Source organism: Terriglobus albidus, from assembly GCF_008000815.1.
GTDB classification, from domain to species: Bacteria; Acidobacteriota; Terriglobia; order Terriglobales; family Acidobacteriaceae; genus Terriglobus; species Terriglobus albidus_A.
In genome coordinates, this window is record NZ_CP042806.1 from 3,004,338 (window position 1) to 3,029,320 (window position 24,983).

At 57.9% G+C, this 24,983-nt stretch carries 16 protein-coding genes; 11 read left to right on the plus strand and 5 right to left on the minus strand.

Annotated elements, in window-relative coordinates:
- Positions 1–260 precede the first annotated feature (260 nt).
- Entirely contained in the window at positions 261–1,970 is a 1,710-nt protein-coding gene (locus FTW19_RS11920; RefSeq protein WP_246153703.1) for a capsule assembly Wzi family protein, read from the plus strand.
- Between the two features lie 174 nt (positions 1,971–2,144).
- On the opposite strand, the gene FTW19_RS11925 is transcribed toward FTW19_RS11920, so the two are convergent.
- Positions 2,145–4,985 carry a PIG-L family deacetylase gene (locus tag FTW19_RS11925; RefSeq protein WP_147647834.1) on the minus strand — a complete coding sequence of 947 codons (2,841 nt, stop codon included), beginning with the start codon at positions 4,983–4,985 and terminating at the stop codon, positions 2,145–2,147.
- A gap of 125 nt (positions 4,986–5,110) precedes the next feature.
- On the opposite strand from FTW19_RS11925, the gene FTW19_RS11930 reads away from it, so the two are divergent.
- The 5 genes from FTW19_RS11930 to FTW19_RS11950 all read left to right on the plus strand — a co-directional run bounded on the left by FTW19_RS11930 (position 5,111) and on the right by FTW19_RS11950 (position 13,767).
- The gene (locus FTW19_RS11930; RefSeq protein ID WP_147647835.1) at positions 5,111–6,325 is read left to right on the plus strand and encodes an ROK family transcriptional regulator; all 1,215 of its coding nucleotides are present in this window, start codon (positions 5,111–5,113) and stop codon (positions 6,323–6,325) included.
- A gap of 108 nt (positions 6,326–6,433) precedes the next feature.
- Positions 6,434–9,322 (plus strand): TonB-dependent receptor, encoded by a 2,889-nt coding sequence (locus FTW19_RS11935; protein ID WP_187143439.1) that lies wholly within the window; start codon positions 6,434–6,436, stop codon positions 9,320–9,322.
- A gap of 64 nt (positions 9,323–9,386) precedes the next feature.
- Positions 9,387–10,868, plus strand: coding sequence for an argininosuccinate lyase (gene argH, locus FTW19_RS11940; protein ID WP_147647837.1), 1,482 nt, complete (start codon positions 9,387–9,389; stop codon positions 10,866–10,868).
- Positions 10,861–12,279: an APC family permease gene (locus FTW19_RS11945; RefSeq protein WP_246153704.1), complete on the plus strand. Its 1,419-nt coding sequence runs from the start codon at positions 10,861–10,863 to the stop codon at positions 12,277–12,279. Before argH ends, FTW19_RS11945 begins: the two co-directional genes overlap by 8 nt.
- A gap of 150 nt (positions 12,280–12,429) precedes the next feature.
- Positions 12,430–13,767, plus strand: coding sequence for an MGH1-like glycoside hydrolase domain-containing protein (locus FTW19_RS11950; protein ID WP_147647839.1), 1,338 nt, complete (start codon positions 12,430–12,432; stop codon positions 13,765–13,767).
- A gap of 13 nt (positions 13,768–13,780) precedes the next feature.
- Here FTW19_RS11950 and FTW19_RS11955 read toward each other — a convergent pair whose 3' ends face one another.
- Positions 13,781–16,531: a TonB-dependent receptor gene (locus FTW19_RS11955; protein ID WP_147647840.1), complete on the minus strand. Its 2,751-nt coding sequence runs from the start codon at positions 16,529–16,531 to the stop codon at positions 13,781–13,783.
- Positions 16,532–16,808: 277 nt separating this feature from the next.
- Here FTW19_RS11955 and FTW19_RS11960 point away from each other — a divergent pair, with 277 nt between their 5' ends.
- Both FTW19_RS11960 and FTW19_RS11965 read left to right on the plus strand, forming a co-directional pair.
- Positions 16,809–17,378, plus strand: coding sequence for an RNA polymerase sigma factor (locus tag FTW19_RS11960; RefSeq protein ID WP_187143440.1), 570 nt, complete (start codon positions 16,809–16,811; stop codon positions 17,376–17,378).
- On the plus strand, positions 17,371–18,156 hold the full coding sequence (locus FTW19_RS11965; RefSeq protein ID WP_147647842.1) for a zf-HC2 domain-containing protein: 786 nt from the start codon (positions 17,371–17,373) through the stop codon (positions 18,154–18,156). Before FTW19_RS11960 ends, FTW19_RS11965 begins: the two co-directional genes overlap by 8 nt.
- Before the next feature lie 118 nt (positions 18,157–18,274).
- On the opposite strand, the gene FTW19_RS11970 is transcribed toward FTW19_RS11965, so the two are convergent.
- The 3 genes from FTW19_RS11970 to FTW19_RS11980 are packed head-to-tail and all read right to left on the minus strand — an operon-like array spanning position 18,275 to position 21,208.
- Positions 18,275–19,339, minus strand: a complete 1,065-nt coding sequence (locus FTW19_RS11970; RefSeq protein ID WP_147647843.1) for a beta-propeller fold lactonase family protein — start codon at positions 19,337–19,339, stop codon at positions 18,275–18,277.
- Positions 19,340–19,347: 8 nt separating this feature from the next.
- Positions 19,348–20,121, minus strand: coding sequence for a carboxypeptidase regulatory-like domain-containing protein (locus FTW19_RS11975; RefSeq protein ID WP_147647844.1), 774 nt, complete (start codon positions 20,119–20,121; stop codon positions 19,348–19,350).
- A gap of 28 nt (positions 20,122–20,149) precedes the next feature.
- The gene (locus tag FTW19_RS11980; protein ID WP_147647845.1) at positions 20,150–21,208 is read right to left on the minus strand and encodes a cytochrome-c peroxidase; all 1,059 of its coding nucleotides are present in this window, start codon (positions 21,206–21,208) and stop codon (positions 20,150–20,152) included.
- A gap of 326 nt (positions 21,209–21,534) precedes the next feature.
- Between FTW19_RS11980 and FTW19_RS11985 the strand changes: the two genes are divergently transcribed.
- From FTW19_RS11985 to FTW19_RS11995, 3 genes are read left to right on the plus strand one after another with little or no spacing between them, the layout of a single operon-like run.
- A complete protein-coding gene (locus FTW19_RS11985) occupies positions 21,535–22,755 on the plus strand; it encodes a hypothetical protein (protein ID WP_147647846.1) in 1,221 nt (406 codons plus the stop codon).
- 12 nt (positions 22,756–22,767) lie between these two features.
- On the plus strand, positions 22,768–23,811 hold the full coding sequence (locus FTW19_RS11990) for a sugar phosphate isomerase/epimerase family protein (protein WP_246153705.1): 1,044 nt from the start codon (positions 22,768–22,770) through the stop codon (positions 23,809–23,811).
- A gap of 10 nt (positions 23,812–23,821) precedes the next feature.
- Positions 23,822–24,973 (plus strand): Gfo/Idh/MocA family protein, encoded by a 1,152-nt coding sequence (locus tag FTW19_RS11995; protein ID WP_147647847.1) that lies wholly within the window; start codon positions 23,822–23,824, stop codon positions 24,971–24,973.
- The last annotated feature ends 10 nt before the right edge of the window (positions 24,974–24,983 follow it).

Below are 24,983 nucleotides of genomic sequence, written 5' to 3' on the forward strand. Positions count from 1 at the left end.
ATTGTTGCGTCACTATATCTGGCCAGACATCGCTCCCGTCTGGCCAGATTTTTGTTTAAGACAAAGAGTCATTCTGCTCTGCTCAAGCCGCGCCAGATCGCGGTCCATGCCTGATATAGAGAGTAAAGATTGGCTGAAAGATAGGTTTCGTTAAATTGCTTGCGAATCAAGCCATTTCGTACGATGACAACAGAGCAGTTAGGGGTTGAATGGTCTGTACTGAGCGGCGAAAGAAGGGTAAGAGGTTTCGATTATCTACTGTGGCAATCGCACTGGTGTTGCTCATCATGCATCCGGAGATTGGGACTGCTCAGGACAATGCCTCTGTCTATGAGAGCAATCAACTTGGGAAAGATTGGGCACGATTGGATGCGTATGGCTCGACCAATGTGCCGATGGACAGTTGGGTCTATCCAGCTCTAGAGCGTTTGGCCAATCTCGGACTGATTCCTTCACAGAGCATCTCGATCCGGCCGTGGAGCCGTAATGAGTGCCGGCGCCAATTGCGGGAGGCAGAGTCAAATTATCTGACGATCTCGCCTGGTGACCGCGTGATGGACGAAGCTGAGGGGTTGATCTCGGACCTGAAACAGGAGTTCGATCTCGCAGCAGAGACACCGGCGGCGGAGGTGGAGTCCATCTATGCGCGGGTGGGTACGATTGCGGGGCCGGCATTATCAGATGGATTTCACTTCGGCCAGACGTGGCGGAACGACTATGGCCGGCCGCTTGGCCGTGGAAACAGCGCGCTTGCAGGATTTTCTGTCCGTGCCAATCATGGGCGGTTCTTTTTTTATGATCGCCAGGAGCTCCAGTACGGCCCGGGCAAAACGGCCATCACACCAGCCTTGTCAGAGCTCTTCAATCAATTGGACATGGCCCCGTTTGGTTCCGCTCCGGTAAATCCATTTCCGGTTTCGCCTGCGACCGGCGCGATTGTGCGTCAACGGCCGATCGAGTTGTATGCGGGATTCTCGTTCATGGGAGCGCAACTCTCATTCGGAAAGCAACAGCTTTACTGGGGACCAACCCAAAGCGGACCGTTTTCGTTTTCAAGTAATGCTGAACCAACCTATAACCTACGGCTGGTCTCCACGCGGCTCCGCGTGGTTCCGTTCCTGAATGGTGCGGTGACCTATCGTTACGATCTGGTCTTCGGAAAACTTTCGGGTCACAAGTTTCCGGCACGTCCTTACTTCAACGGGCAGAAAGTGGAATTGACCTTTCTGAATCATCTGGAGGTCGGCTTTACTCGATGGTCATTGCTATGGGGTGTGGGGCATCCGATGACGCTCGGAAGTCTGAAAAGAAATCTGGACAGTGGAGTCTCCACCGGAGCGACCTTTTTGTATGGCGACCGGACTGATCCGGGTGACCGGAAGGGGGGCTTTGATCTTCGGCTGCATGTGCCGGGACTGGAGAAATACCTTACGATTTACACGGACGGATTTGCCGATGATGACCCAAACCCGATCGATGCTCCACGCAGAGCCGCCTGGAGCCCGGGTTTTTATCTTTCGCAGCTGCCTTATCTCCGCCATATGGATCTTCGATTCGAAGTTCCCAGCTCGATGGAGATGAGTGAGGACGAAGGCGGTACCCGTTTCTTCATCAATAACCAGTACCGTGACGCCAATACAAACAAGGGTTTCCTGTTGGGGAACGCCGTGGGACGCGATGCACGTGCCTACGAGGTTTCCACAACGTACTGGCAGTCGGGGCGTACGACCTACACAGCACTCTTTCGCCATGTGCAGGGTGGCCGCATGTTGCCTGGAGGTCAGTCCATCACGGATGTATCGTTCACAGGTACGTTTGCTTTGTCGAAGGAGTGGAGTGTAACCGCGTTTACTCAATATGAGCGTTGGCTGATTCCAGTATTGCAGCCTGGTCCACAACGAAACGGAAGTGCCTGGATCACGCTTACCTGGAATCCAAAGGCGGAATCGCTGCTGTCCCGCCACAAATAGAGCATTTCCCTGCAGGTGTCGTGTAGGGTTTCCGCATCTATAGGCGTTTTCCGCAATGAAAACGCCGCTGCACGCCCCTTCCGGAATGCCCAGCAACAGGAAAAATGCTCTAGCAGCCACAAAAAGGCCCTTATCCACTTGGGATAAGGGCCAAGGATGCGAAGCGTGCCTGCGTTATTTCGCAGCGGCCAGGGAAGTCTTCCATGCCGGGTTGCGAGAGGCGCTGATCAGGTTCATGTAGATACGGAATGATCCCGGGATGCCCTCCGGAATCTGCCGGAAGAAGGCGAACGAGGTATAGATGTATTGGCCCTTCCCGTATTTGGCGTAAAGCAGGCCACCTTTTTGCGCGTCCTGCCCGTCGTCATGCATCTCCGTCAGGGCGGTGAACTTCGGATCCCAGGTGCGTGCGAAGCCGTGGCCGCGCTCCTCCACCCAGTTGTTGAAGTCTGCGCTGGTGATCTTGTTAGGCCAGTTCAATAGCGGATCGGCCGAGTCGAGGATGGTTGCCGTGGAGGTCTCATCTACGACCTTCTCGGCGTCCGCCGGCACAGAGATGGCGTATGGACCGTAGTTGTGGTCGTACTCATTGGTCTGGTACTCCACCACTACAGTGCCGCCATTGTTGACATACTCCAGCAGGCGATTGTTATTGGCCCTCAGGTCAGGGCGGTTGGCATAGGCACGGATGCCGATGACCACCGCATCGAAGCCGCTCAGATTCGCAGATGCAAGATCTCCAGCAGAGAGTTGCGTCACCTGCACGCCGGCATCGCTGAGCGAGGCAGGAACATCTTCTCCGGTGCCCATGATGTAGCCGACCTTTAGACCGGCAGGCGTCTTCAAATCCACACCCGTCGCACGATAGGTTGCCGGGCGGTAGGACGGATAAGGCCGCAGCCCGGGCCACGTAACCGTGGTAAAGCCTTCCTTGTACTCTTTACCGGCATACTTCGCGATAGCGGTAATGGTGTAAGGTTTCAGTTTCACGTTTTTGGGAGTGACGTCGAAGGATAGGTTCTTCTCGTCGCCGTCACGCGCGGTGGAAAAGGATGCTGAGCGTGGCGACGAGGTCCAGCCCTCGGGCAGGTTCAGCGCAAGCTCTCCTTCGGCTGGACCCTTGACGTTGCTGCGCAGCGTCACTTTGAGGGTGAGCTTTGCGTTGTTGGAAGGGATTACACCTGCTTCCGGAGAGACCAGCACCGAGATGGCCGGCGCGATCATCAGTGGCTCCGGAACGGGACCGATGCCATTGATACGGTGTGTTGTCTGTACCGTCCCTGTCACGCTTGCCTGCACGCCGTGGAAGCTGTACTGCAGGCGCGCAGTGACGGGGTAGGGCATTGTCGGAAGTCCGAGATAGGCCGGATTGTCCAGGTTGTAGTAGGACTGTTCCAGCGTGGGCCGGCTGAAATAAGGCTTGGTGATGGGTTCGTTGTCGGGGACAACACCCTCTACCGTCAGATCGTCTGCCTGTCCGGCATCCATGGAAGCAGCGGGTTTTCTTTGCGCAGACCACTTCCAGTCACCGGAATCGCTGAGGACTGAGAGATCGTCAATGGCTACGTTCTGTGTTCCCTGATTGGCAATGTGGACGTTGACCGAGACCGGTTGGCCGGGGGTAGCGAACTGATACGTTAGCGTGTTGCCACGTAGTTCTCCAAAGGGCCCCATGCGCGGCTTTTCGCCCACTGGATTGACGCTGGCGACCAGCATGACGCCGAGGGACTGAGACAGCGCTTCGTTGAACTGATCTTCCTTGATAGAGAGCTCGTGCAGGATGTTGTACTTTGCCGCTTCAGGAAGGCTGCTGCGCGTGATCTCGTTCCGGAGAGAACGCGTCTTCTCCAGGCCGCGAGCGAGTGCAGCTGCGGACCGCGATGGGTTCGCGGCACTGTAGCTCTCGGTGGCTTCGCTGACGATCTGTTGCAATTCCTCGAGACCTTTGCGCCACGCTGCGCGGTCGGCGACAGGGGCGTAGTCCGCGATACCGGAGAGCGAGATGTCGATCCCGTCAAAGAATGTCTTCTCCGTGGCAGGCAGCGTATCGCCGCTCACACGCGAGGCATAGAGATGGTAGGGCGAGTTGAACTGCGCGGGCAGGGGAATGCCGACGCCGTCGTTCTGTGACTTCTGGTTAGCCAGGCCCTCACGAGCGACCGCGAGATAGCTGCGCCCAAGGAGGGCGTTGTACTCTCCTTCGGGAACTTCGAGGGTCTTGGAGGGAACCCCTTCAATCCACGAGCCGGTGACGTAGTTCTTGAAGCGCACAGGCTCCCACTTGCCGGTAGCGTAGTCGAAGATGCCCTGTTTGGTGACGCGGGCGAAGGGAACGCGCGCGTAGACCTTCAACGGAGACCATGGTTTCAGGCCTGCGGCTATCTGGTCCGGAAAGACATTTGGATCGCCGGCGAGCTTGTAGGCCTCCTGCGCCATGACACCGGCGGTCTGGTGGTGCCCGTGGCCGTCAGAGACATTGCCGGCGAAGACGCTGGTAATGACGAGCGGACGGCTGATGCGCACCTGGCGTACGACGTCGTAGAGCACGCGATCGTGGCCCCAGTTCTTCAGCGCTTCATCCAGCGTTTTAGAAAAGCCATAGTCGGCAACCCGGGTCCAGTTCTGGTGCACCCCATAGTAGGATCCCGCGGCGAGCAACTCATGCGTACGCATGATGCCGAGCTGATCCCAGTAGTCCCCGGTCATGACGTTCTGGCCGCCTTCTCCACGGTTGAGCGTAAGCAGCGTGGTATCGGCGCCCTGGCCGCGGCTTTCATAGGCCAGCATGCCGCCGTCTTCATCGTCAGGATGAGCGACAACCATCATCAGGCTGGCGCGAGTCTTCAGTTTTTGCAGCGACTGCCACAGACCGGAGGCGCCACGATCCAGGGGAAGGGGATAGGCCTCCGGAGAGAGATAGCGGGGCTGCGGACCTGCCTGCGCCGTAGCCGCCATTGGAGAGAACGCAAGCCATGCGGCCAGGGAGTAGGATATGCAGTGCTTCCACGTCGTCATGTGTGAGCCATTCCTCGGCGAGCGAACACAGGAGGCCGCCCGCCGATGAGTGATGTTGGATTGTCCTTGTTGATATCACCCACTTGCGACTTTGTAAAGTTTGTTTATAATCTGCCTACCTGCCTATGTCCTCTACGCTTGCCAATTCGCGTGAGCCGCGTATCTCTCGTCCGGCAAATCTGCGCCGTTCGAACAATCGGGCCCTTCTTCAACTGGTACGGGAGAACTCCCCCTGTTCCCGTGCTGATCTTGTACGCATGTCAGGGTTATCTGCTCCGACCGTCACTGCCGCGATTGCGGATCTGGAGGCGTTGGAGCTGATCGAATATCTCGGGGAGGGAATCTCCTCCGGCGGGCGTCCTGCGGAGCTGCTTCGCTTCCGTCCGGAGCATGCCTACGTCGCCGGCGCCGACATTGGAGGAACGCGTTTGCGCATGATGCTAGCCGACCTGGACGGTAGGCCGGTGGCACAGTGGGCATGCAAGCTGGGAGCGCGGGAGAAGGATCCCGTTTCGATCTGCCATCTGCTTCGCGGTGGACTCACGCAGATGTGTGCGCAGGCAAAGGTCTCCCTCAAGAAGGTAAAACATCTGACCGTGGGTGCGCCTGGTGTGACCGATGTGGCTCGCGGCGTCGTGCTATCTGCGCCGAACCTGACTGGATGGGACGAAGTTCAGTTGCGTGCTCTGCTGGAAGATCAGCTTGGGTTCGAGGTGATTGCAGAGAACGACACGAATCTCGCCGCCGTGGGGGAGCACTGGCACGGCGCCGCTGAGAACGTCGACGACTTTGTGTTTATCGCCATGGGAACCGGTGTCGGCGCGGGCATCTTTCTTGGTGGCCAGGTCCATCATGGCTCTGCGTGGAGCGCCGGCGAAATCGGCTATCTCGGCGTTCCTGGAATGCCGCGTGAACCCCTGGAGATGCACCGCACTGGCCAACTGGAGAGTGTGATCGGCGGAGCCGGGATTGAGGCTCAGTGGCGGGAGGAGCTGGACCGTGTAACCCGCGTTGACGCTGAGCTTCGTGCCCTTCGAGCTTCGCAGATTTTCGATCGAGCTGCCTCCGGCGATGTACAGGGGAAAGCCGTACTGAAGAACACGGCGCGCATACTGGCCGATGCCATTGCGACGATCACATTGCTCTTCAACCCATCACTGGTCGTCATGGGGGGAGGCATTGGATCGCACCTGGCGTTGTGTGAAGCCGTGGGTGGTGTCCTCGCGGAGAGCGACTTCCCGCATCCGCGTGTGCGATGTAGTGTGCTAGGGCCCGAGGCCCAGCTCTATGGTTCCGTGGCTCTGTCACTTCAAGCCATGGACAGCAAGCTGCTGGGTTGAACAATGCAGTAGCAGTAACGGAGGCCGCGCTGGAGTAGTCGCCAGCAGGCCATCCGGGGACATGATTCAAATTTCAAGGTCAGTTGCTGAATGGGGGAGGTCAAAACTATGAGAACTCATCGTGTTCGATCAGTTCTGCTAGCGTTTGCCATGCTTGGGCCTGTTGCTCTCACAGGACCTGCGGCATATGGACAATCGCAATCCATCAATGGAACGATCCGCGGTCGTGTCGCGGATCCGAGCGGGGCAGCCATCGCGGGGGCGACGGTCACTGTAACGAATGCCTCAGTAGGATTTACGCGCACCGTAACTACTGGCAACGATGGTTATTATGTGCTGGTCAACTTGCCACTGGGTGAATACACCGTCAATATCACGTCAACCGGGTTCTCCCCTCTGAAAGTATCGGGCGTGAACCTCAACGCCGGTACTGAGGCGGTTATTGACGGCGACCTCAAGGTTGGTACGGCGGATACAGCCGTGACAGTTGAGGCCTCCATCGCTTCCATCGATCCGACCAATCTGAATGTGCAGCGTACTCTCACTCAGACCGAGATTGAGAACGTTCCGCTGACATCGCGTAATCCGTACAACTTCATCGTCTTCCAGCCCGGTGTATCGGGGCACCCGAATCCAGAGCTTGGTATTCCTCGTACGTTGAACACCAATGGCCTGATGGATCGCATCAACTACCAGATGGACGGGATGGTAAATACTGAGGCCGACCGTACTGGTCTTCGTCTGTTTCCCATCGGCAACATCTTCGTCAAGGAAGTGCAGACAGTCTCGAACTCCTTCGCGCCTGAGTATGGATGGACGACCGGCGATGTCTACAACGTCATCTCGAACTCCGGAGCGAACGATTTTCATGGGACATATCAGTTCATCAAGCGCTGGGTCGACGCGACGGCGTATCCGCTGCTGCAGAACAAGGTGACGAGCCCGACGAAGCCGAATCTGATTCTTGAAGATCACTCTTTCAACTTTGGCGGCCCAGTCAAGAAGGACAAGCTCTTCTTTTTTGGATCGTATGAGCACGTACTGCGTGGCAGCCCGGCGCCTGTAACAATCACGGCAGCAAATGCCACGGCGATCGGTCTGGCCGCGTCGGAGCTTGTACCCGCTCCCGGCCTGTTGCACGGCACCTTTGCGGACGTTCGCACCGATTACAACATCAACGAGAAAAACTCCATCTTCCTGCGTTACAACTACTTCCGGAACTCGTTCCCGTTCAATACGCAGGTCGGCGGGATCAACGCGACCAGCGCTGGAGTGGACTTCAAGGACCGTGCGCATGTCTTCGGGCTTCAGTGGATCTCCACGATCTCGAACAGCCTGGTGAATGAGTTCCGCTTCTCAGTGCCATTCCGTTCCAACACCCACTTCGCCGGACCCAGCACGGGGAAAGGACCGGCGATCGTGATCTCCAACATCGCCGCCTTTAATGGAAGCAGCAACGCAGGAGATCAGTACAGCGATAAACAGCCCTCAGGCTCCGAAAACATCAGCTACGTTCGCGGACCGCACACGATCAAGGCCGGCTTTGTCCTGTCGCAATTGCAGAATCGGCAGCGCCTGGTCTCTTTCAACCGCTACACCTTCGCCACAGTTCAGGCCTATCTGAACGCTAAGAATGGCACCGATCCCTACGGCTACGCTAACTATGCCTCGCAGACGGACCTCAATGGTATCGGCTATACCTCGCTGTTTTATGGCGGGTATGCGCAGGACACCTGGCAGCTTTCGCCTCGCCTGACGGCCGTGTATGGCATTCGTTACGATCGTTTCTCTTCACCCCAGGCGAATTCCAGTGCACTGTATCCGGATTCGCGTAAGTTCAACGTGCCCAACACCAACTTCGCTCCGCGCCTGGGTTTCAGCTATCGCGCAACCAACACGACGACGTTGAAGGTCTCCGCCGGAATCTTCTACCAACAGACTCCAACCAACCTTTGGTTCAATGCCTTGAACCTGGACGGCTCGAACCGTACCTCCTCCTTTACCTATATCGGAGGGGCCAGCGGTACTCCGGGACGCCCCGCTTTTCCCACAATTCCTGCTTCCGGTTCAGGCGCCACGCAGAACGTGACGACCATCAATCCGAACATCAAGAACGAGTACACCTGGAACGTCAACGCACAGGTGACCCAGCAGCTCACGAATCATATCTCGGCGACGATTGGCTATATCATGTCAAACGGTCGCAATCTGCCATGGATGCATAACATCAACGTCATCCCAACGGGAGCAACGCTGGCTGACGGCCGTCCAATCTTTAGCGCCCCGGTGAACTCGTCGACCCGGTATGATCCTCGCTTTGACCAGGTAAACCGCGTTGAGTCCGGTGCGAACTCGAGCTTCAATGCCATGTTCACCAACGTGACGATGTCGCCGATGCGTGGCATGCAATTCAACGCCAGCTACACCTGGTCGCACGTCATCTCCGACGCTCCTGAGGTCAATACCTTTGAGCAGAACCTTGGTGTTTCGAATACGCTGAACCGGAAATTCGACCGCGGCAATTCTTCGGTAAATCGGCCGAATGCATTCAATTTGTCTGCCGTGCTTGAACCGCAGTTCAATGTCAGTAACCGTGTAGGCCGTGAGATTGCGAACCACAATATGCTCGCGATTCTCGGCAATATCTCTTCCGGAGATCAGGCGAATATTCTTGCCAGTAATGCCACCTTCTATTTCGATGGCTCAACCGGCAGTGTCGGGCGCCCTTCCTTTGTAGGTAGAAACTCGGCTCGCGGACCTTCGATCACCCAGATCGATGCCCGCTATACGCGCACCTTCCCGAAGATCAAAGATCGTTTCGCGCCAACCTTCCTTCTGGAGGCGAATAACCTCCTGAATTCGAACAATGTAAGCACACTTGCTATCACGCAGCCGGTCAATGCCTCGACTGGCATCGCGAATGGCGCCACGACAACGACCCGCACCACCGTTCTGGAACAGCGTATCGTTCAGTGGGGCGCGGCGATTCGTTTCTAACTATCCATAACAAGGGCCGCGGGTACACACTGTCCTGCGGCCCTTCCAATTTGCAGAAGGCATCATGGAATCCTCAAAGAGTTCGACATTTCCGGCAGTTATTTATCGCGATCAGGTGCTCTCCCATGTCTTTCAGGACGCCAAGCGCCTGTTTCTGCCGGCCATGCTGGAGATCGACTACGCGCATGTGTTGATGCTGGCGGAACAGCAGATCATCTCCCGGAAGACTGCTTCAAATTGTTTCCAGGGACTGAAAGCGCTCCCATTGCAGGAAATTGCGGCGGCGAAGTATGACGGGTCTGTAGAGGACCTGTTTTTCCTGGTCGAGAGGAAGCTTGCCGAGCTTTGCGGGGAAGAGGATGCCGGCCGTATTCACACGGCCCGTTCTCGTAACGATCTCGATATGACGATGTACCGCATGGTCCTGCGTGGGCGGCTGCTGGAGGTAGCTGAGGCGTGTCTCGCCCTGCGCTCGGTCCTGCTGCGTCTCGCAGGGGAGTATCGTTCCGCGCTCATCCCGGCCTACACGCACAATCAGCCTGCCCAGCCTACGACCATGGGGCACTACCTGATGGCGATCATCGAGGTGCTGGAACGGGATACCGAACGCCTGCGTGCTGCCTATGCCCACGTGAACCAGTCACCGCTGGGTGCCTGCGCGATTACGGGCACAGGATTTCCGATAAACCGCGAGCGCACTGCGGAGTTGCTTGGTTTCAAAGGTCTGCAAATCAATACCTATGGCGCGATTGCGGCGGTGGATTACATCATCGAGCCATGTTCGGTGCTTGCCACACTGATGGTCAGCCTCGGCCGGTTTACCCAGGAGATGCTGCTCTGGTCGACCGCCGAATTCGGCTTCCTGCGGCTGTCAGAGGGGTATGTGCAGGTTTCAAGCATCATGCCGCAGAAGCGCAATCCCGTTCCGCTGGAACATACCCGCATCCTGGCTTCGCGTGCCATGAGCGAGTCACAGGCGGTGCTGAACTCACTGCATAACACTCCGTTCGCCGATATGAACGACAGTGAGGATTCATTGCAGCCGCTAGTGGATCTTGCTTTTGCTGACGGCCTGCGCGCCTTAAGGCTGCTGACCGGTGTTTTAGAAGAAACGTCGTTCAATCTGGAGCGTCTTTCCGCGCGAGCGCATGGCGAGTTCCTTGCAGTGACCGAACTGGCCGATACGCTGGCGCGCGAGGCCGGTCTTTCCTTCCACGATGCGCATGCTATCGTTTCGACAGCAGTCAAAGCGTCCATGGGAAGGTACCAGCCCGAAGCGATGGTCGATTTTGTGGAGAGCGCTCTCCGGCAGAGACAGGCAAAGCCGATGGAGCGTGCGACGCTGTTGCGTGCTCTCGATCCGGAGAACTTCGTTGCGGTTCGGACCACAACGGGAGGCCCTGCTCCGTCAGCCCTGAATCCACAGATCGATCGTGCAAGGTCGCAGTTTCACGAAGACTCAGCATGGCACCGGAGCGAGGTCGATCACCTGTCGGCTTCGTCGCAACGGCTTCACACGGCGGTGGATACCTTTGCCCGTGGCTGAGAAGAACCCGCAGCTTGTACGCGGCCTTTCCACCGCAGCGGCTACCAGCGCCAACATCATTGATATGGTGGGCGTGGGCCCGTTCATCACGCTCCCCCTGATCGTGACGGCGATGGGCGGCCCGCAGGCCATGCTGGGATGGATCCTGGGAGCAGTCCTCTCCCTCTGCGATGGTTGCGTGTGGAGCGAACTTGGCACGGCCTACCCTGAGGCGGGTGGGTCCTATGCCTATCTGAAACATATCTATGGGAAGAATGGTGCGGGCAAAGTCTTTGCCTTTCTCTATGCCTGGCAGCTTCTTCTTTCCGCGCCGCTCTCGATCGCCTCAGGCTGCATCGGTTTTGCGCAGTATGTCTCTTGGTTTGCGCCATCCGCCTCGCGGCCAATTGCCAGCGGTCATCTCTTTCATGCTCCGATCATCTTCAGCGGCCAGACCCTGATAGCGATGAGTGCCTGCGCCATTGCTCTGGTGGCGCTGTATCGGCCGGTTGCGCACGTAGGCCGCATCGCCCGCGTGACGGGCGTCGTTGTCGTCGCGACGCTTGTCGCTGTCATCCTGGTCGGCTTTACACACTTCTCTCCGAGCCTGGCTTTTTCATTTCCTGCCGGAGCCTTCCATCTGGATGCGGCCTTCTTCTATGGACTCGGCGCCGGTCTGCTGGTCTCCGCCTATGACTACTGGGGCTACTACAACGCGTGCTTCCTGGGAGCCGAGGTAGAGAAGCCGGAGAAGACCATCCCCAGGGCAGTGCTGGGTTCTATCGTCATTGTCGGTACCTTGTATGTGCTGATGAATATCTCGGTGCTCGGTGTGCTGCCCTGGCAGTCAATGATGGCGCTGACGCATGATGCCGCAGCCCGGCAGTATACGATGGCAGCCTTTGTGCAGATGGCGTTTGGCTCGCACTCCTGGGCACACACTGCGGCCTCGATTGTGGTGGTGCTGATTGCGACAGCGTCGCTGGCGTCGGTCTTCGGTCTGCTCCTGGGCTACTCGCGTATCCCCTTTGCCGCCGCACAGGACGGCAATTTTCCCGCCATCTTCGGGCGGGTCCATCCACGTTTCCACATCCCGGCCATCTCTCTCTTTACGCTGGGAGGCATCGCGATGTTGCTGTGCCTGCTGCGGCTGCAGGAGGTGATCGCATCGCTGGTCATCATCCGTATCGTCTTCCAGTTCCTGATGCAGGGAATTGCGGTGATGGCGCCGAAGCATCGCGCAGAAAGGCGAAAGCAGGGCCGGTTCCGGATGCCGCTGTATCCCTTGCCTGCGCTGGTTGCTCTGGGAGGATTTGTCTTCATTCTCTTCTCACGGCAAAACTTCGCGTCAGAACTAAAGCTTGCCGGTATCGTCGCCGTCAGCGGACTGCTGGTTTACTTCGTTCGCTCCCGTGTCGCTGCCCGCTCCTGAAGCTGGAAGGTAGAGTATTTTCCCTGTAGGCGTAGAGTAGGGCTTCGATATCTATGGGCGTTTTCCGCAACGAAAACGCCGCTGCACGCCCCTTCCGGGATACCCAGCAACAGGGAAAACGCTCTAGAATTCGGTCATCCGGAGATGACCATGAACCTTCGCCCTGATCGCCGCAGCTTCCTCACGGGCCTTGCCGCTCACAGTCTTGTGTTCTCTAAAGTTGCGACAGCAGGTGCGCAGCGGGCGCCCAATGGTGCCGGCGACAGGGAACTTCTGCTTGGCTACTTCGCGAAGAATGCACGGGCGCTGCTACGTGAACCTGCTGGCTTATTGAAGTATCCGAGCATCTCTCCCAGCCTTCCCAAGGCAGCATATTCTTCGGAGCTGTGGGACTGGGACACACTTTGGACGGCGCGCGGCCTGTTCGCGATCGCGAAGCAAACCTCGGATAACTCATTGCGGCAGGCAATCGTCGCCCACGCCCAGGGAAGCATTGCGAACTTCTTCGACCATCAATCGAGCGAAGGCCGTATTCCCATGCTGATTAAGCTGAACGATGCTGATCCGTTGCACTGCCTGAGCGGCAGCCGGCCTCATAAGGAGAACCAGGCCAAACCGGTGCTTGCACAATTGGCGTTGCTGGCTACGGAGGAGAGCGGCGATGCCGGGTGGTTCTCTCCGTTCCTGGAGAAGCTGCAGCGTTTCTATGATTCCTGGACTGCGGACAACACGAGCAAGGTGGGCCTTCTGGTCTGGGGCGACGATGTCGCCATTGGCAATGACAATGACCCCACAACCTTCGGACGGCCATTCTTCTCCTCCGCGAACCTGTTATTGAACTGCCTCTATTACCAGGACCTGAAAGCTGCGGCAGAGATGGCACGCAGGCTTGGGAAGGAAGATACCGCTTCGCGATTTGCGTCGAGTGCTAAGCAGCTTGGCGAGGCAGTGCAGCGGCAGTGCTGGGATCCGCGCGACAAATTCTTCTATACGGTCGATGTGCAGTGTCAGGACCGCCGCGCCGAGCTGATTCCGAACATCAAGCGCGGTATGGATATGTCCTGGAGCACAATGCCAATCCGCATCCAGACCTTCACCGGCTTCCTGCCGCTGTGGTGTGAGCTCGCAACCAAAGAGCAGGCCGAAGATCTCCGGCAGCACTTCCTGAACCCCGCGACTTTCGGCGGTAAGTATGGCGTGCGCACCTTATCGCGCGCGGAGAGTATGTATTCGCTGGCAGCCAGCAGCAATCCCAGCAACTGGCTCGGACCGGTATGGATTATCGCGAACTACTTCGCGTGGAGTGGCCTGCAACGATATGGATTCACTCACGAGGCGCAGACACTGGCGGCAGTAACAACGCAACTGCTGGCGCAGGACCTGCGCGTAAACGGATCGCTGAATGAATATTACGACCCCGATACAGGCAAGGCGTTGAGTCACAAAGGCTTCATGGATTGGAACCTGCTCGTGCTTGAGATGCAGTAGAGCGACAGCACAGTTATGACTTCGGGGCTTTCTTCTGGAACGTGACGCGAAGACCGCCAAAGATATTGATGGGTGCGCCGGGCGCCAGGAAGGTGGAGTGGCGGGTCGGGTACTGTGTCTCGCCCTCGAAGTTGATGGAGGCAAATGGGCGTCCAACGAACGCTCTGTTGTTGTCGAACGGAGTTCCACCGAGCTGTGCCGCCGTTGCGTAGTGCGTGTCAAACAGGTTGTTGATCTGCGCGAACAGCTCAAACTGCGGTGAGAAGGCATACCTTGCTCCGACGTTGGCGATGCCGTATGCATCCGTACGGCCGACGCCGAGGTAGTACGTTCCATCAGGCTGGTGCAGGTTGTTCTCATTGCCGCGAGCATACGACCCTGAGGTGGAGACGACATTGAAGTTCACTGTCAGCTTGCGGGTGGGTTGGTAGTCAGCATTGAACTTCAGAATGTGTGACGGAGTCTGCGGCAGCGTGTTACCGGCACTGATCTCCTGTTCGCCTTCAATGCCGTGCGCTCCGTCGATAGCCGCCTCATTCGAGCTGTTCGCGCTGCCGTCGACCACTTGTGGTGTACCGTAGGTTGCCTGCAGGAATGTGTAGTTGGTCGAGAAGGTGAAGGGATGGAGCTGGTAGGTGATGCCGGCCTCCGCTCCCTGGCGGATAGTGCGTCCGAAGTTGGTGAAGTAGCCAAACCCAGTGGCGGTGGATGAGACGAAGAGCAGATCGTCGTAGTTAGTGCCGCGGAAGAAACCGGCATTCCACTGCAGACGGTTTTCGTTCTTGCCACGGATGCCCGCTTCGAAGGTACGGCTGACGACTTGTTTCAGCGGCGGATCACTGACCATGGCGTTGGGAAGGCGGCAGGGAAAGCTAGGATCAGCGCAGCCCAGCTCGGTTGAAGTTGGAGCACGGTTGCCTTCGCTGTAGTTCAAATACAGCATCGCTAACGGCGAGATACGATAGGTCAGACCGGCGGACGGATTGAAGCGTTGGAAGGTGTACTTCCCAGTCAGCGTTCCGCGCCCGGCGGAAGGCGGCAGCCGGTCAAGATTATCAACGGTGGCATGGTTATAGCGGCCGGCAAATGTGAAGGTGAACTTCGACAGCAAAATGGTATCCGTGGCGTAGAAGCTGGGAACGTTGACCGTACCATGCAGGTTGGCACGGGTGTCGACCGGTAAACCGTCTGCGTCGGTCGATCCATCGGTATAGGTCGGAATGGTGGTAAAGCTTAGTCCATCGGTGTTCAGGTAGGCGAACTGGGAGATCTGCGTGTAGCTGATGTTACTGCGATCCCAGGAGACACCTGCGGCGAGCCGGTTGCGGGCCATGCGATACGACAGCAGGCCTGAGAGGCCGTAGGCGTTCTGTTTGTTCTGCGTATAGGTGTCAATGCCCGTGCACTTCTCTGAGGGCTCGTCCTTCAGCAGACCCTGCGCAATGCAGCGCCAATAGGGGAAGGGCTGCTGCGTGGCATTGCTGGCTCCAGTAGGGAAACCGGTATAACCGTTCGTGCTGAGAATGTTCTTCTCGGCGGTGCTCAGCGTATAGAGCGACTGATCGAAGGAGTCGTCGTTCAGGTCTCCGTTGAAGGTGTTGGCGCGGATGTAGCGGTAGTAGGCATTCGCCGAGAGTGTCAGCTCGTTGTTCACCTCGTGCGTCACATTGAAGGTGAGTGAGGGCGCATGATTCCTCGTCTGGTCGGGAATGGTGTAGACGCTGCTGTAGTCCTTGTTCAGATTGCGGAAGTCCTGTGTGCCATTCCCGCTAAGGTTGTTGATGGCATACACACCGGAAAGCGATAGCGTCGTCCGGCCGAACATCCATCCAAGCTTGGCGAACGACTGCTTCACGTCAGAGGGAGAGTACTTGCGCCAACCGTCTTCGTGATACAGATTGCCGGCGACGTACCAGTTGAAGCCGCGTGAAGTGAAACCACCCCATTCACCTTCGACAGCGCGGCGTCCGAAGCTGCCGCCCATGGACCTTACGGTGAGGCCGGCATTGGCGATGCCGTCTTTGGTACGCATGGCAAGAGCTCCGCCCAAAGAGTTGAGTCCATACAGCGGATTTGCACCTGGGATCAGCTCGATGTCCTGTACTGCAACCTGGGGAATCAGATCCCAGGAGACGACATCGCCGAACGGCTGATTTTGCCGCACTCCGTCCAGATAGATCGAAAGCCCCTGAGGTGTACCCAGGAGCGGGGAAGCCGTGTAACCACGGTAGTTCACATCCATCTGATAGGGGTTGCCCTGGTTCTCGCTGATGTAGATGCCGTTCACTCGCTTGTTAAGTCCATCGCCGATATTCAGCGAGTTGACGTCAGCGAGCTGCTGCGCCGAAAGGTTCTGCACCGGGACGGGGACGGTCGAGGTGTCCGTATCAGCCTGTCCGATCGGCGTCTCAGAGAAGACTGTGACCGAGGTGGAGAGGGACGATAGTGTCAGGGTGACAACGCGTTCCACAACCTCTGAAGAGCGTACGTCGATCACAACGCTCTGCGTTGCGAATCCATTGCGGTAGAGCTGGAGCTTGTAGCTACCGAAGGCAAGTCCTGTGAACATGTGCTCGCCACTCGCAGAGGTCTGGAACTGCCGCACCGATCCCGGACCGCTCAGGGTGCCGGTCACGGCCAGGCCTGAGCCTGACGTATCTTTCACCACCAGGTGAAGTCCCCCGGAGTCACGAGCCTGTGCCACTGCTAAAACATGGAGAAGAGCAAGCAATAAACCGCAAACAAGACCGGGCAGACGACGCATGACACCTTTGGCCGAGCAGGGGGCCCGGCGGTAACTCTGGATTTTTATGTTGCTGCTTGGATATTCCGGACGAAGGCCTTTTGTTCAGTGTTTTCGGAAAAGTTTTTCAAAGCGACGGAGATGGATTGTTGTCTGCTGCGTCTCTCATAGAGCATTTCCCCTGTAGGTGTAGAGCAGAGCTTCCGCATCTATGGGCGTTTTCCGCAATGAAGACGCCGCTTCACGCCCCTTCCGGAACACCCAGCAACAAGGAAAATGCTTTAATGAGTGCATTCCCATGAGCTCTACCTTCAACCAGTCGAGACTCGCGATCCTTGCTCCTGTCATAGCAGGGCAGGGGAGAGCGCGCGCCGCTGAGGCTGAGGTGCTTGCGATGTTCGACCTGCACCACGCGGCGTTGTTGCGCTACGCGGTTTCATTTGGCATTGCCGTGCAGGATGGGGAAGATGTAGTGCAGGAGACCTTCCTGGCCCTCTTCCGGCATCTGCTGGAAGAGAAGCCACAGGATAACCTTCGTAGCTGGCTCTTTCGCGTGACCCACAACCTGGCCTTGAGACGCCGTGGAGTACACCGCCGCGAAGTGTTTGAAGCAGAGAACATCTCTCTGGAGCGCACCGATCCCGCTCCCGGTCCCGAAGAGACGTTGCTCTTCAGCGAACGAAAGCTCCATTTGAGTCGCGTGTTGCAGGCAATGCCTGCCACCGATCGTGCCTGCCTGCAGCTCCGCGCTGAGGGGTTGCGGTATCGTGAGATCGCCGAAGTGATTGGAATCTCCCTCGGTTCGGTAGCAGCGGCAGTAGCGCGTTCCATTGAGAGGCTGGAGCGATCGGAGATGAGCCGTGGGTGATAACGTGCACCTTTCGCGGGAAGATCTCCTCCTATTACAGGATGGAGAGTTGACAGCTGCCGAGGCGGCCGCTGCGGAGCGTCACCTTTCTGATTGCGAAGTCTGCCGCGCGTTGAAGCTTAGAACGGAACAGACCTTTGCCGCAGCTTTGGCGGCGATTGCCGCCGAGACTTCGAAGCTGCCGGATTACCGGCGCAACGTATTGCAGCATCGTATGGTGTCGGCAAGGCGGCGGCCATGGACGATTGGCTTCGCCACTGCGGCGGCGGGTTTATTGGTGGCTGCTGGGCTTGGAATTTCGCTGCATCGGAATCATCAGGCGATTGTCCCTTATCTGGAAGATCGTCCCGTCCCGAATCCGCAACTGACCCCCGGCGCCGTCCGCGTCATGGCCCTTGGCGAGGTGTGCGGTGAGAAGGACGACGATCTCGACCCAGCAGTTCCGGCAGCGACAGAGCAGGTTGTCTTTGCCGAGTACCACGTACCGCAACAGCAGCGCGGCAAAGAGTTCCAGGTGGACTACCTGATCAGTCCACAGCTCGGCGGAACAGCAGAGATCCGAAACCTGTGGCCGCAACCCTACAGCACGATGTGGAACGCGCAGGCAAAAGACATGCTGGAACGCAGACTGCATGGGATGGTTTGCAGTGGAACAATGACCCTGGAGCAGGCGCAGCAGGAACTTGCAGGCGACTGGATCGAGAGCTACAAACGGGAGTTTAAAACGCAAGCCCCGCTTCGTGTGGAAGCAGGGCTTGAACGTCCTTTGTTGCCCTAGAGCATTTTCCCTGTAGGTATAGAGTAGGGCTTCGGAATCTATGGGCGTTTTCCGCAATGAAAACGCTGCTGCACTCCTCTTCCGGGATACCCAGCAACAGGGAAAATGCTCTAAAGGCCTATGGCAGAGCCACTAGCCCCCATGGGCCGCCTTTGGCTTTTGCCTTCTTCACAACGGTAAAGCTTGCCAGGTCGACAAACGAGACATCGTTCGAAGGCCCATTGGCGGTAAACAACGTCTTGCCATCCGGTGAGAGTGTCATGCCCCATGGCCGAGCGCCCACCTCAACCGAACCGGCAATCTTGTTGTCCTTCGTGTCGATCGCAAAGACCTGCTTGCCGCGGCCGGTGCTGACGTAGAGCTTCGAGGCATCCGGGGAGAGCAGAACATACATCGGCTTGATCACACCGGCCTGACCCAGGGTGATGGTCTTGGTCATCTTGTGTGACTTCACATCGACGACGACCACGTTGCCATCATTCTCGGCATTGACATAAGCAGTCTTGCCATCGGGCATGAAGGCTACGTTGCGCGGACGGTGACCGACCTTGATGGTGGCTGTGATCTTGCCCTTCTCCGGATCCAGAACAGAGATCTCGCCCGTCCCTTCTGAGGTGACCCAGACCTCCTTGCCATCAGGACTGACACGCACACCCTCAGGCTCGCTGCCAATCTTGAAAGACTTTTCAACCGTGCCGGAGTCGACATCAATGATGCTTACCGACGAGATATCTTCGTTCGAGATAAAGAGCTTCTTACCGTCTTTGCTCAGGTCGAAGTTCTCAGGGTCCGAACCTCCGGGAATGGTGCGAACGATCTTACGTACTGCGAGATCGAAGACTGCGATGCCGTCGGCAGAGTGGTCTGGCGGAGGCAACGTGCTCTCATCCACGCCGGGGCCGGCAATCGGCGTTCCGCTGAGTGCAATGTAAAGCTGCTTGCCATCGGCCGAGGCATGGATGCCGCGCGGCCGCTTACCCAGATGTACGTTGGCGATGGTCTGCGCCGTGCCGATGTCGATGATGGTCAGGTCGCCGGAGACCTCGTTGGTGGCATACACGCGCGGTCCGGTCGGCTCCGGTGCGGGCTTCTCCGCGGAAGGCGCAGGTGCGCTCGACTTGCAGCCCAAGGCTGCAAGAGCAAGGCAGGTGGTGGCAACAAAAGGCAGTGCAAGCTTCCGCATGATTCTGACTATTCTCCCTTGTAGGTGAAGTTGGCCGGAGTGTCGCTCTTCGGAGAGACGCTTATGGTCTGCTCCTGGACGCCAAGTTTTTCATGCCACACGCCCAGCGTGTATGTTCCGGGCGGCAGGTTTTCGATCTTGAAGGTGCCGTCATCCTTCGAGACGGCGAAGTATGGATTGTCAGTAACGCCGATAAACGAGTGCATCCAGTCATGGATATTGCACTTCACCGGCACCATGATCTCCGGCTTGGTGAACTTACGCTGCAGCGGAGCATCCCCAGGACCCATGCTGTGGTTCCATTCGCGGTTGATCTGGGCCACCGGATGAATATTGTGCGTCACAGGATCTGAGTTGGTGATGATGAGCTGCTGGCCGACCATGATGCCCAGCACATGCGGCCGGAACCAGCAGCCGGACTGGTCCAGCGTCACAGTTGTGGTGGGAACCTCGAAGACCTTTCCTTCCAGACCCTTCCTGATGTAGACGAAAGCGTTGGCCAGGTCGCCCTTGCTATCGACAACGAGCGACTCATCGTAAGCCTTGCCTTTATGAGCCTTCACGCAGGTGGGATCCTGGCTGATGTCGATCAGCTTCGGCGTTGGGCGTTTGCCGGTGTACTTCAGCGTGCCGGAGATGGAGCCGGCGGTCCCAGGGTCCACATGATAGAAGACCGGAGCAGAAGAGGTTTCCGTCGTCGCGACAGGTTCGGTGGGCTTCGACTTACAACCGGCGAGGGACGCGGCAATCAGGACCAGGGCGAAGGATGAATTCAGTCGCATATCACCGTCACTTTACTACCTGCGATGACTACTTTGCAGGCGGGCCTGAGTTCGGAGGCAGGTCTCCGGTAAGAGCGTTGAGGAATTCGACCAGGTCTCGGCGGTCCTGCGGGCTGAGATGGATCTTCCTGATCTCAGGGTCGAGATAAGGATTGGAGTTGCCCTGTCCGGCGTAGAAGTCCACCACCGCTGCCAGAGTCTTGATGCTGCCATCGTGCATATAAGGCGCGGTCTCTGCGATATTACGCAGCGTCGGCGTCTTGAAAGCGCCTTTGTCCGTCTCGACCCGGGTCTCGTGATAGCGGCCGATGTCCGTGAAGTCTCCGTCACCATTCACACCCTGGCCGATATTGTGGAACTTGCCATCGGTGAAGAGCGCATCCTTCGGTCCGATGGTGTGGCAGGACGCGCAGTTGCCTCCGGCAGGATTCAGAAAGACCGCAAGACCTCGAAGCTGGGCCGGCGTAAGCGCGCTCTGGTCGCCGCCATACTGAAAGCGGTCAAACGCGGAGTTTCCGCTCAGCAGCGTACGCTCGAAGCTGGCCAGGGATTTCTCGACACGGACAAGGTTGATCTCCTTCGAGCCGTACACCTTGCGGAACATCTTGGGATACTCAGCATCGTCTTTCAGCTTGTCGAGAAAGATCTCGTGCTTGGCGTTATTCATCTCGACCGGATTGGCGATGGGGCCAACCGATTGCTGTTCGAGCGAGATCGCACGTCCGTCCCAGAACTGAAAGGGCATATAGGCGGAGTTGAGAAGCGTGGGAGCGTTACGGACGCCGAGCTGGTCGTTCACACCCTTCGAGAGCCGCAGGCCGTCAGTGAAATAGAACTTCGGATCGTGGCAGTGCGCGCATGCCAGAGAGTTGTCGCTGGAGAGGCGCTTGTCGTAGAAGAGCCGCCGCCCCAGCTCAACCGAGTCTGCCGTGACCGGATTGTCGACAGGGACGGGAACCGGTGGAAGGCCGAGCGGCGCTTTGATCGCGATGGGTTTGCCGACCGGGTTGTCCTGGGTCCTGGAGCGGCATCCTGCAAGCAGTAAGGGCAGGATGGCGAGACAGGTAAGCGTGCGTGGTGACGGCATATCGAATGCTAACGGTTATGGGACGTATCAGGCCCCATTTGGGTTCCAAGGTGTTCGATGATCGGAACAGAGCCAAAAATCGAAGCGTTTTACGAAGTCCTTGACATTGGCTTCTCTGCATCGATACTATCCTCGCGGCAATGAGACGTCTCACGGTGCCGCTCAACTCTCCGCCTAAATGCCCTTATCTGCTGCATTTCCCGCAGCGTCGGCCAAAGGTGGGTGGGCGTTATAGTGTTCACGTCCTCAAACAACCGGATTCACTGGTTTCTGCCTGTCATGGGTGGGGCAGCCAGTTCTCCGCAACATAAGAAGGAAGATGTCACATGGTGAATCGCTCTATCGTTCAGGACGCTATCAATGCCGGTGAGGGCATCCTCCGGCTGGCTCCCTGCTGGGTCCCCCGTTCGTTTATGATCCCCGGCCGCCGTCTGCGGCTGCATCCGGACGATCTTTATGCCTTTGGCGCCAACCGCGGCGGCATCAACGAACGCTGGTTTTCGTCCACGACCAAGGCGTCGAACGGCCCGCTGACCACTGAGGACGAGGGCCTGAGCTACGTCGTGACCAACGCCGGTAAGAAGTTCCTTCTGAAGGACGGCGTCGATGAAGCCGGCGATCTGCTGCTGGGCGCCGATGTGATGGCTCGCGAGAAGGGCTGGAACATCCTCTGCAAGTTCTTCGACAACATGGGCCCAATTCCTCACCATATGCACCAGGATGATGAGTTCGCGGCACGTGTCGGCTTCAAAGGCAAGCCAGAGGCCTACTACTTTCCGCCGCAATACAACCAGATTAAGAACAACTTCCCATACACCTTCATGGGCCTTGAGCCTGGCACGACGAAGGACGATGTGCGCAAGTGCCTGGAGAACTGGAACAAGGGCGACAACGGCATCCTCGGCTTCGCGCGTGCCTATCTGCTGGAGCCGGGTACGGGCTGGCAGATCGATCCAGGCATCCTGCACGCTCCGGGTTCGCTGGTCACTTATGAGCCGCAGGTGAACTCTGATGTCTTCGCGATGTTCCAGTCTGAAGTAGATGGCCGTCTTGTGGACTGGAGCCTGCTGGTGAAGGATGTTCCTGCAGACAAGCAGCACGATCTGGACTACCTGATCGCCATGCTCGACTGGGATGCTAATGTGAACCCCGAGTTTGGCAAGTCGAACAAGTGCTTCCCAACTCCGGTGAAGCCGTTTGCCGAGACCGAAAAGCTGGGCTATCGCGAAGTGTGGGTCACCTACGGTACACGCTTCTACTCGGCCAAGGAACTCACAGTACTGCCAGGTCAGAAGGTGACGATCACCGACGCGGAAGCGTATGGTTGCATCGTTGTTCAAGGCCATGGATCGCTCGGCAAGCAGCCGGTATCTGCTCCGACGATGATCCGTTTCGGCCAACTGACAGAAGACGAATACTTCATCACCAAGGCTTCTGCCAACCAGGGCGTGGTGGTCGAGAACAAGAGCATCAGTGACCCGCTGGTGATCCTCAAGCACTTTGGCCCCGGCAACCCCGATGCCGAGCCGCTGAAAAAGAAAAAGTAACCGGAGAGTGTTGTGAGCACACACAAGAAGCCTGCACTGCATAACGCAATGTGGCCGGGTCTGGTCGGGAAAGGACCAGACTCGGAGCCGCCGATTTCTCTGGAACAGATGCTCGACCTGACGGCTGCCGCCGACGTGAACGGCGTGAAGTTCGACGGCGTGGATCTGTTCGCCTCAGCACCGCATACCGACATCGATTCGACGCCGGACGATCTGAAGAAGCTCGCCGACTCCATCGCCCGCCGCAACCTGGTTGTGGGCTCGCTGGTAGCGCCGGTATGGCCGCCTACAGGTGGTGGCTCGTGTTTCGGGTCCGAAGAGGAGCGCAAGAACTATCTCACGCAGGTGAGGAAGGCTTGCATCATGGGCAGGACGCTCAAGGAGATCGGCATCCGCAAGTACGGCATCATCCGTGTCGATACCGCCGCCAGCCCTTCACAGTGGGCAGAGAATCCGGTTGAGAACACGAAGAAGGCCGCGGCTACGCTGACCGAAGCCTGCAACATCGCCGAAGAGTATGGCGAGCGTCTGGCTCTCGAAGGCGAGATCTGCTGGGGCGCCATGCATAGCTGGCGCCGCGTGGTGGAACTGCTGGAGGCCGTGAACCGTCCGCAGACGCTGGGCTATCAGGCGGACATGGCGCACTCTATGCTCTACACCCTGGGCTACAACGCTCCGCAGGATCGCATCCTGCCGGAGAACTTCGACTGGAACGACAAGGCCACGTTGATGGCGGCGTTTAAGACGCTGACCGATGCGCTGCGTCCCTGGACGATCGACTTCCACGTCGCGCAAAACGACGGTACCGTTCATGGAGCTGGATCGCACGACAAGACCGGACGACATTGTCCGGTGAACGATCCGAACGGCAAGATGGATGTCGTCGAAGTTGCCGGCCTGTGGCTGCGCGGTACGGATGGCCAGCACACAAAGGCGATGCAACACATCTGCTGGGACGGCTGCATGTTCCCCAACGCGATGATGCTGAATCCGCAGACCTGGAACGACATTCTTGCCACCATGATCAAGGTGCGCGACGCGCACGGATGGGACTAAGAGAACAGACATGGCTAAGAAAAAACTGAACGTCGGCCTCGTGGGCTATGGCTTCATGGGGAAGACCCATTCGAACGCCTTCCTGCAGGCTCCGCGCTTCTTCGATACGCCGTATGAACCGGTATTGAAGGCTGTCTGTGCACGCAGCGCAGAGAAGGCCAAAGGCTTTGCCGACACCTGGGGCTACGAATCGGTTGAGACCGACTGGCGCAAACTGATCGAGCGCAAAGATATCGATGTGATCGATATCGCCAGCCCGAATAACACGCATGCTGAGATCGCTATTGCCGCCGCTGAGGCCGGCAAGTGGGTTCTGTGCGAGAAGCCTCTGGCTCGTACGGCTGAAGAGGGCAAGCCCATGTGGGACGCGGTCAAGAAGGCCGGTGTGCCCAACATGGTCTGGTACAACTACCGCCGCGTTCCCGCCGTCGTGCTGCTGAAGCAGTTGCTCGATGAGGGCCGCTTCGGTCGCATCTTCCACTATCGTTCGCAGTTTCTGCAGGACTGGACCATCTCGGAAGATCTGCCGCAGGGCGGACAGGCGCTGTGGCGTCTCGACTCTGCTGTCTCCGGCTCAGGCGTTACCGGCGACCTGCTGGCGCACAACATCGATATGGCGATGTGGCTGAACGGCCAGATCGTCGATGTGACGGCTATGACCGAGACCTTTATCAAGGAGCGCATGCACAATGAGACAGGCAAGAAGCAGCCAGTCACCATTGATGATGCTGCCGCCTTCCTCGGTCACTTCGAGAACGGATCGATGGCCCTGTTCGAATCAACGCGCTACGCTCGCGGTCACAAGGCGCTATTCACTCTGGAGATTAACGGTGAAAAGGCCTCGGCCCGCTGGGATCTGCACGACCTGCACCGCCTGGAGTTCTTCGATCATCGCGACGAGGGCCGCTTGCGCGGCTGGAAGAGCATCCACATCACGGACGGCGACCATCCGTACATGAAGAACTGGTGGGTTCCCGGTCTGCAGATCGGTTACGAGCACACCTTCATCCACCAGGTTGCGGATTTCCTGATCGCAGCAGGTGCGGGTAAGAGCGCGGAGCCAACCTTCGAGGATGGACTGAAGTGCGACTACGTCACCGATGCCGTGCTGAAGTCGGCCAAGTCGAAGCAGTGGGAGTCGGCGCTTCCGCCGAAAGAGTAAGGAATAGATC

Excerpts from the sequence above, each read along its gene's own strand:
- FTW19_RS11925 (WP_147647834.1), bottom strand. The coding sequence starts at position 4,985 with ATGACGACGTGGAAGCACTGCATATCCTACTCCCTGGCCGCATGGCTT.
- FTW19_RS11930 (WP_147647835.1), top strand. The coding sequence starts at position 5,111 with ATGTCCTCTACGCTTGCCAATTCGCGTGAGCCGCGTATCTCTCGTCCG.
- FTW19_RS11935 (WP_187143439.1), top strand. The coding sequence starts at position 6,434 with ATGAGAACTCATCGTGTTCGATCAGTTCTGCTAGCGTTTGCCATGCTT.
- argH (WP_147647837.1), top strand. The coding sequence starts at position 9,387 with ATGGAATCCTCAAAGAGTTCGACATTTCCGGCAGTTATTTATCGCGAT.
- FTW19_RS11950 (WP_147647839.1), top strand. The coding sequence starts at position 12,430 with ATGAACCTTCGCCCTGATCGCCGCAGCTTCCTCACGGGCCTTGCCGCT.
- FTW19_RS11955 (WP_147647840.1), bottom strand. The coding sequence starts at position 16,531 with ATGCGTCGTCTGCCCGGTCTTGTTTGCGGTTTATTGCTTGCTCTTCTC.
- FTW19_RS11960 (WP_187143440.1), top strand. The coding sequence starts at position 16,809 with ATGAGCTCTACCTTCAACCAGTCGAGACTCGCGATCCTTGCTCCTGTC.
- FTW19_RS11970 (WP_147647843.1), bottom strand. The coding sequence starts at position 19,339 with ATGCGGAAGCTTGCACTGCCTTTTGTTGCCACCACCTGCCTTGCTCTT.
- FTW19_RS11975 (WP_147647844.1), bottom strand. The coding sequence starts at position 20,121 with ATGCGACTGAATTCATCCTTCGCCCTGGTCCTGATTGCCGCGTCCCTC.
- FTW19_RS11980 (WP_147647845.1), bottom strand. The coding sequence starts at position 21,208 with ATGCCGTCACCACGCACGCTTACCTGTCTCGCCATCCTGCCCTTACTG.
- FTW19_RS11985 (WP_147647846.1), top strand. The coding sequence starts at position 21,535 with ATGGTGAATCGCTCTATCGTTCAGGACGCTATCAATGCCGGTGAGGGC.
- FTW19_RS11995 (WP_147647847.1), top strand. The coding sequence starts at position 23,822 with ATGGCTAAGAAAAAACTGAACGTCGGCCTCGTGGGCTATGGCTTCATG.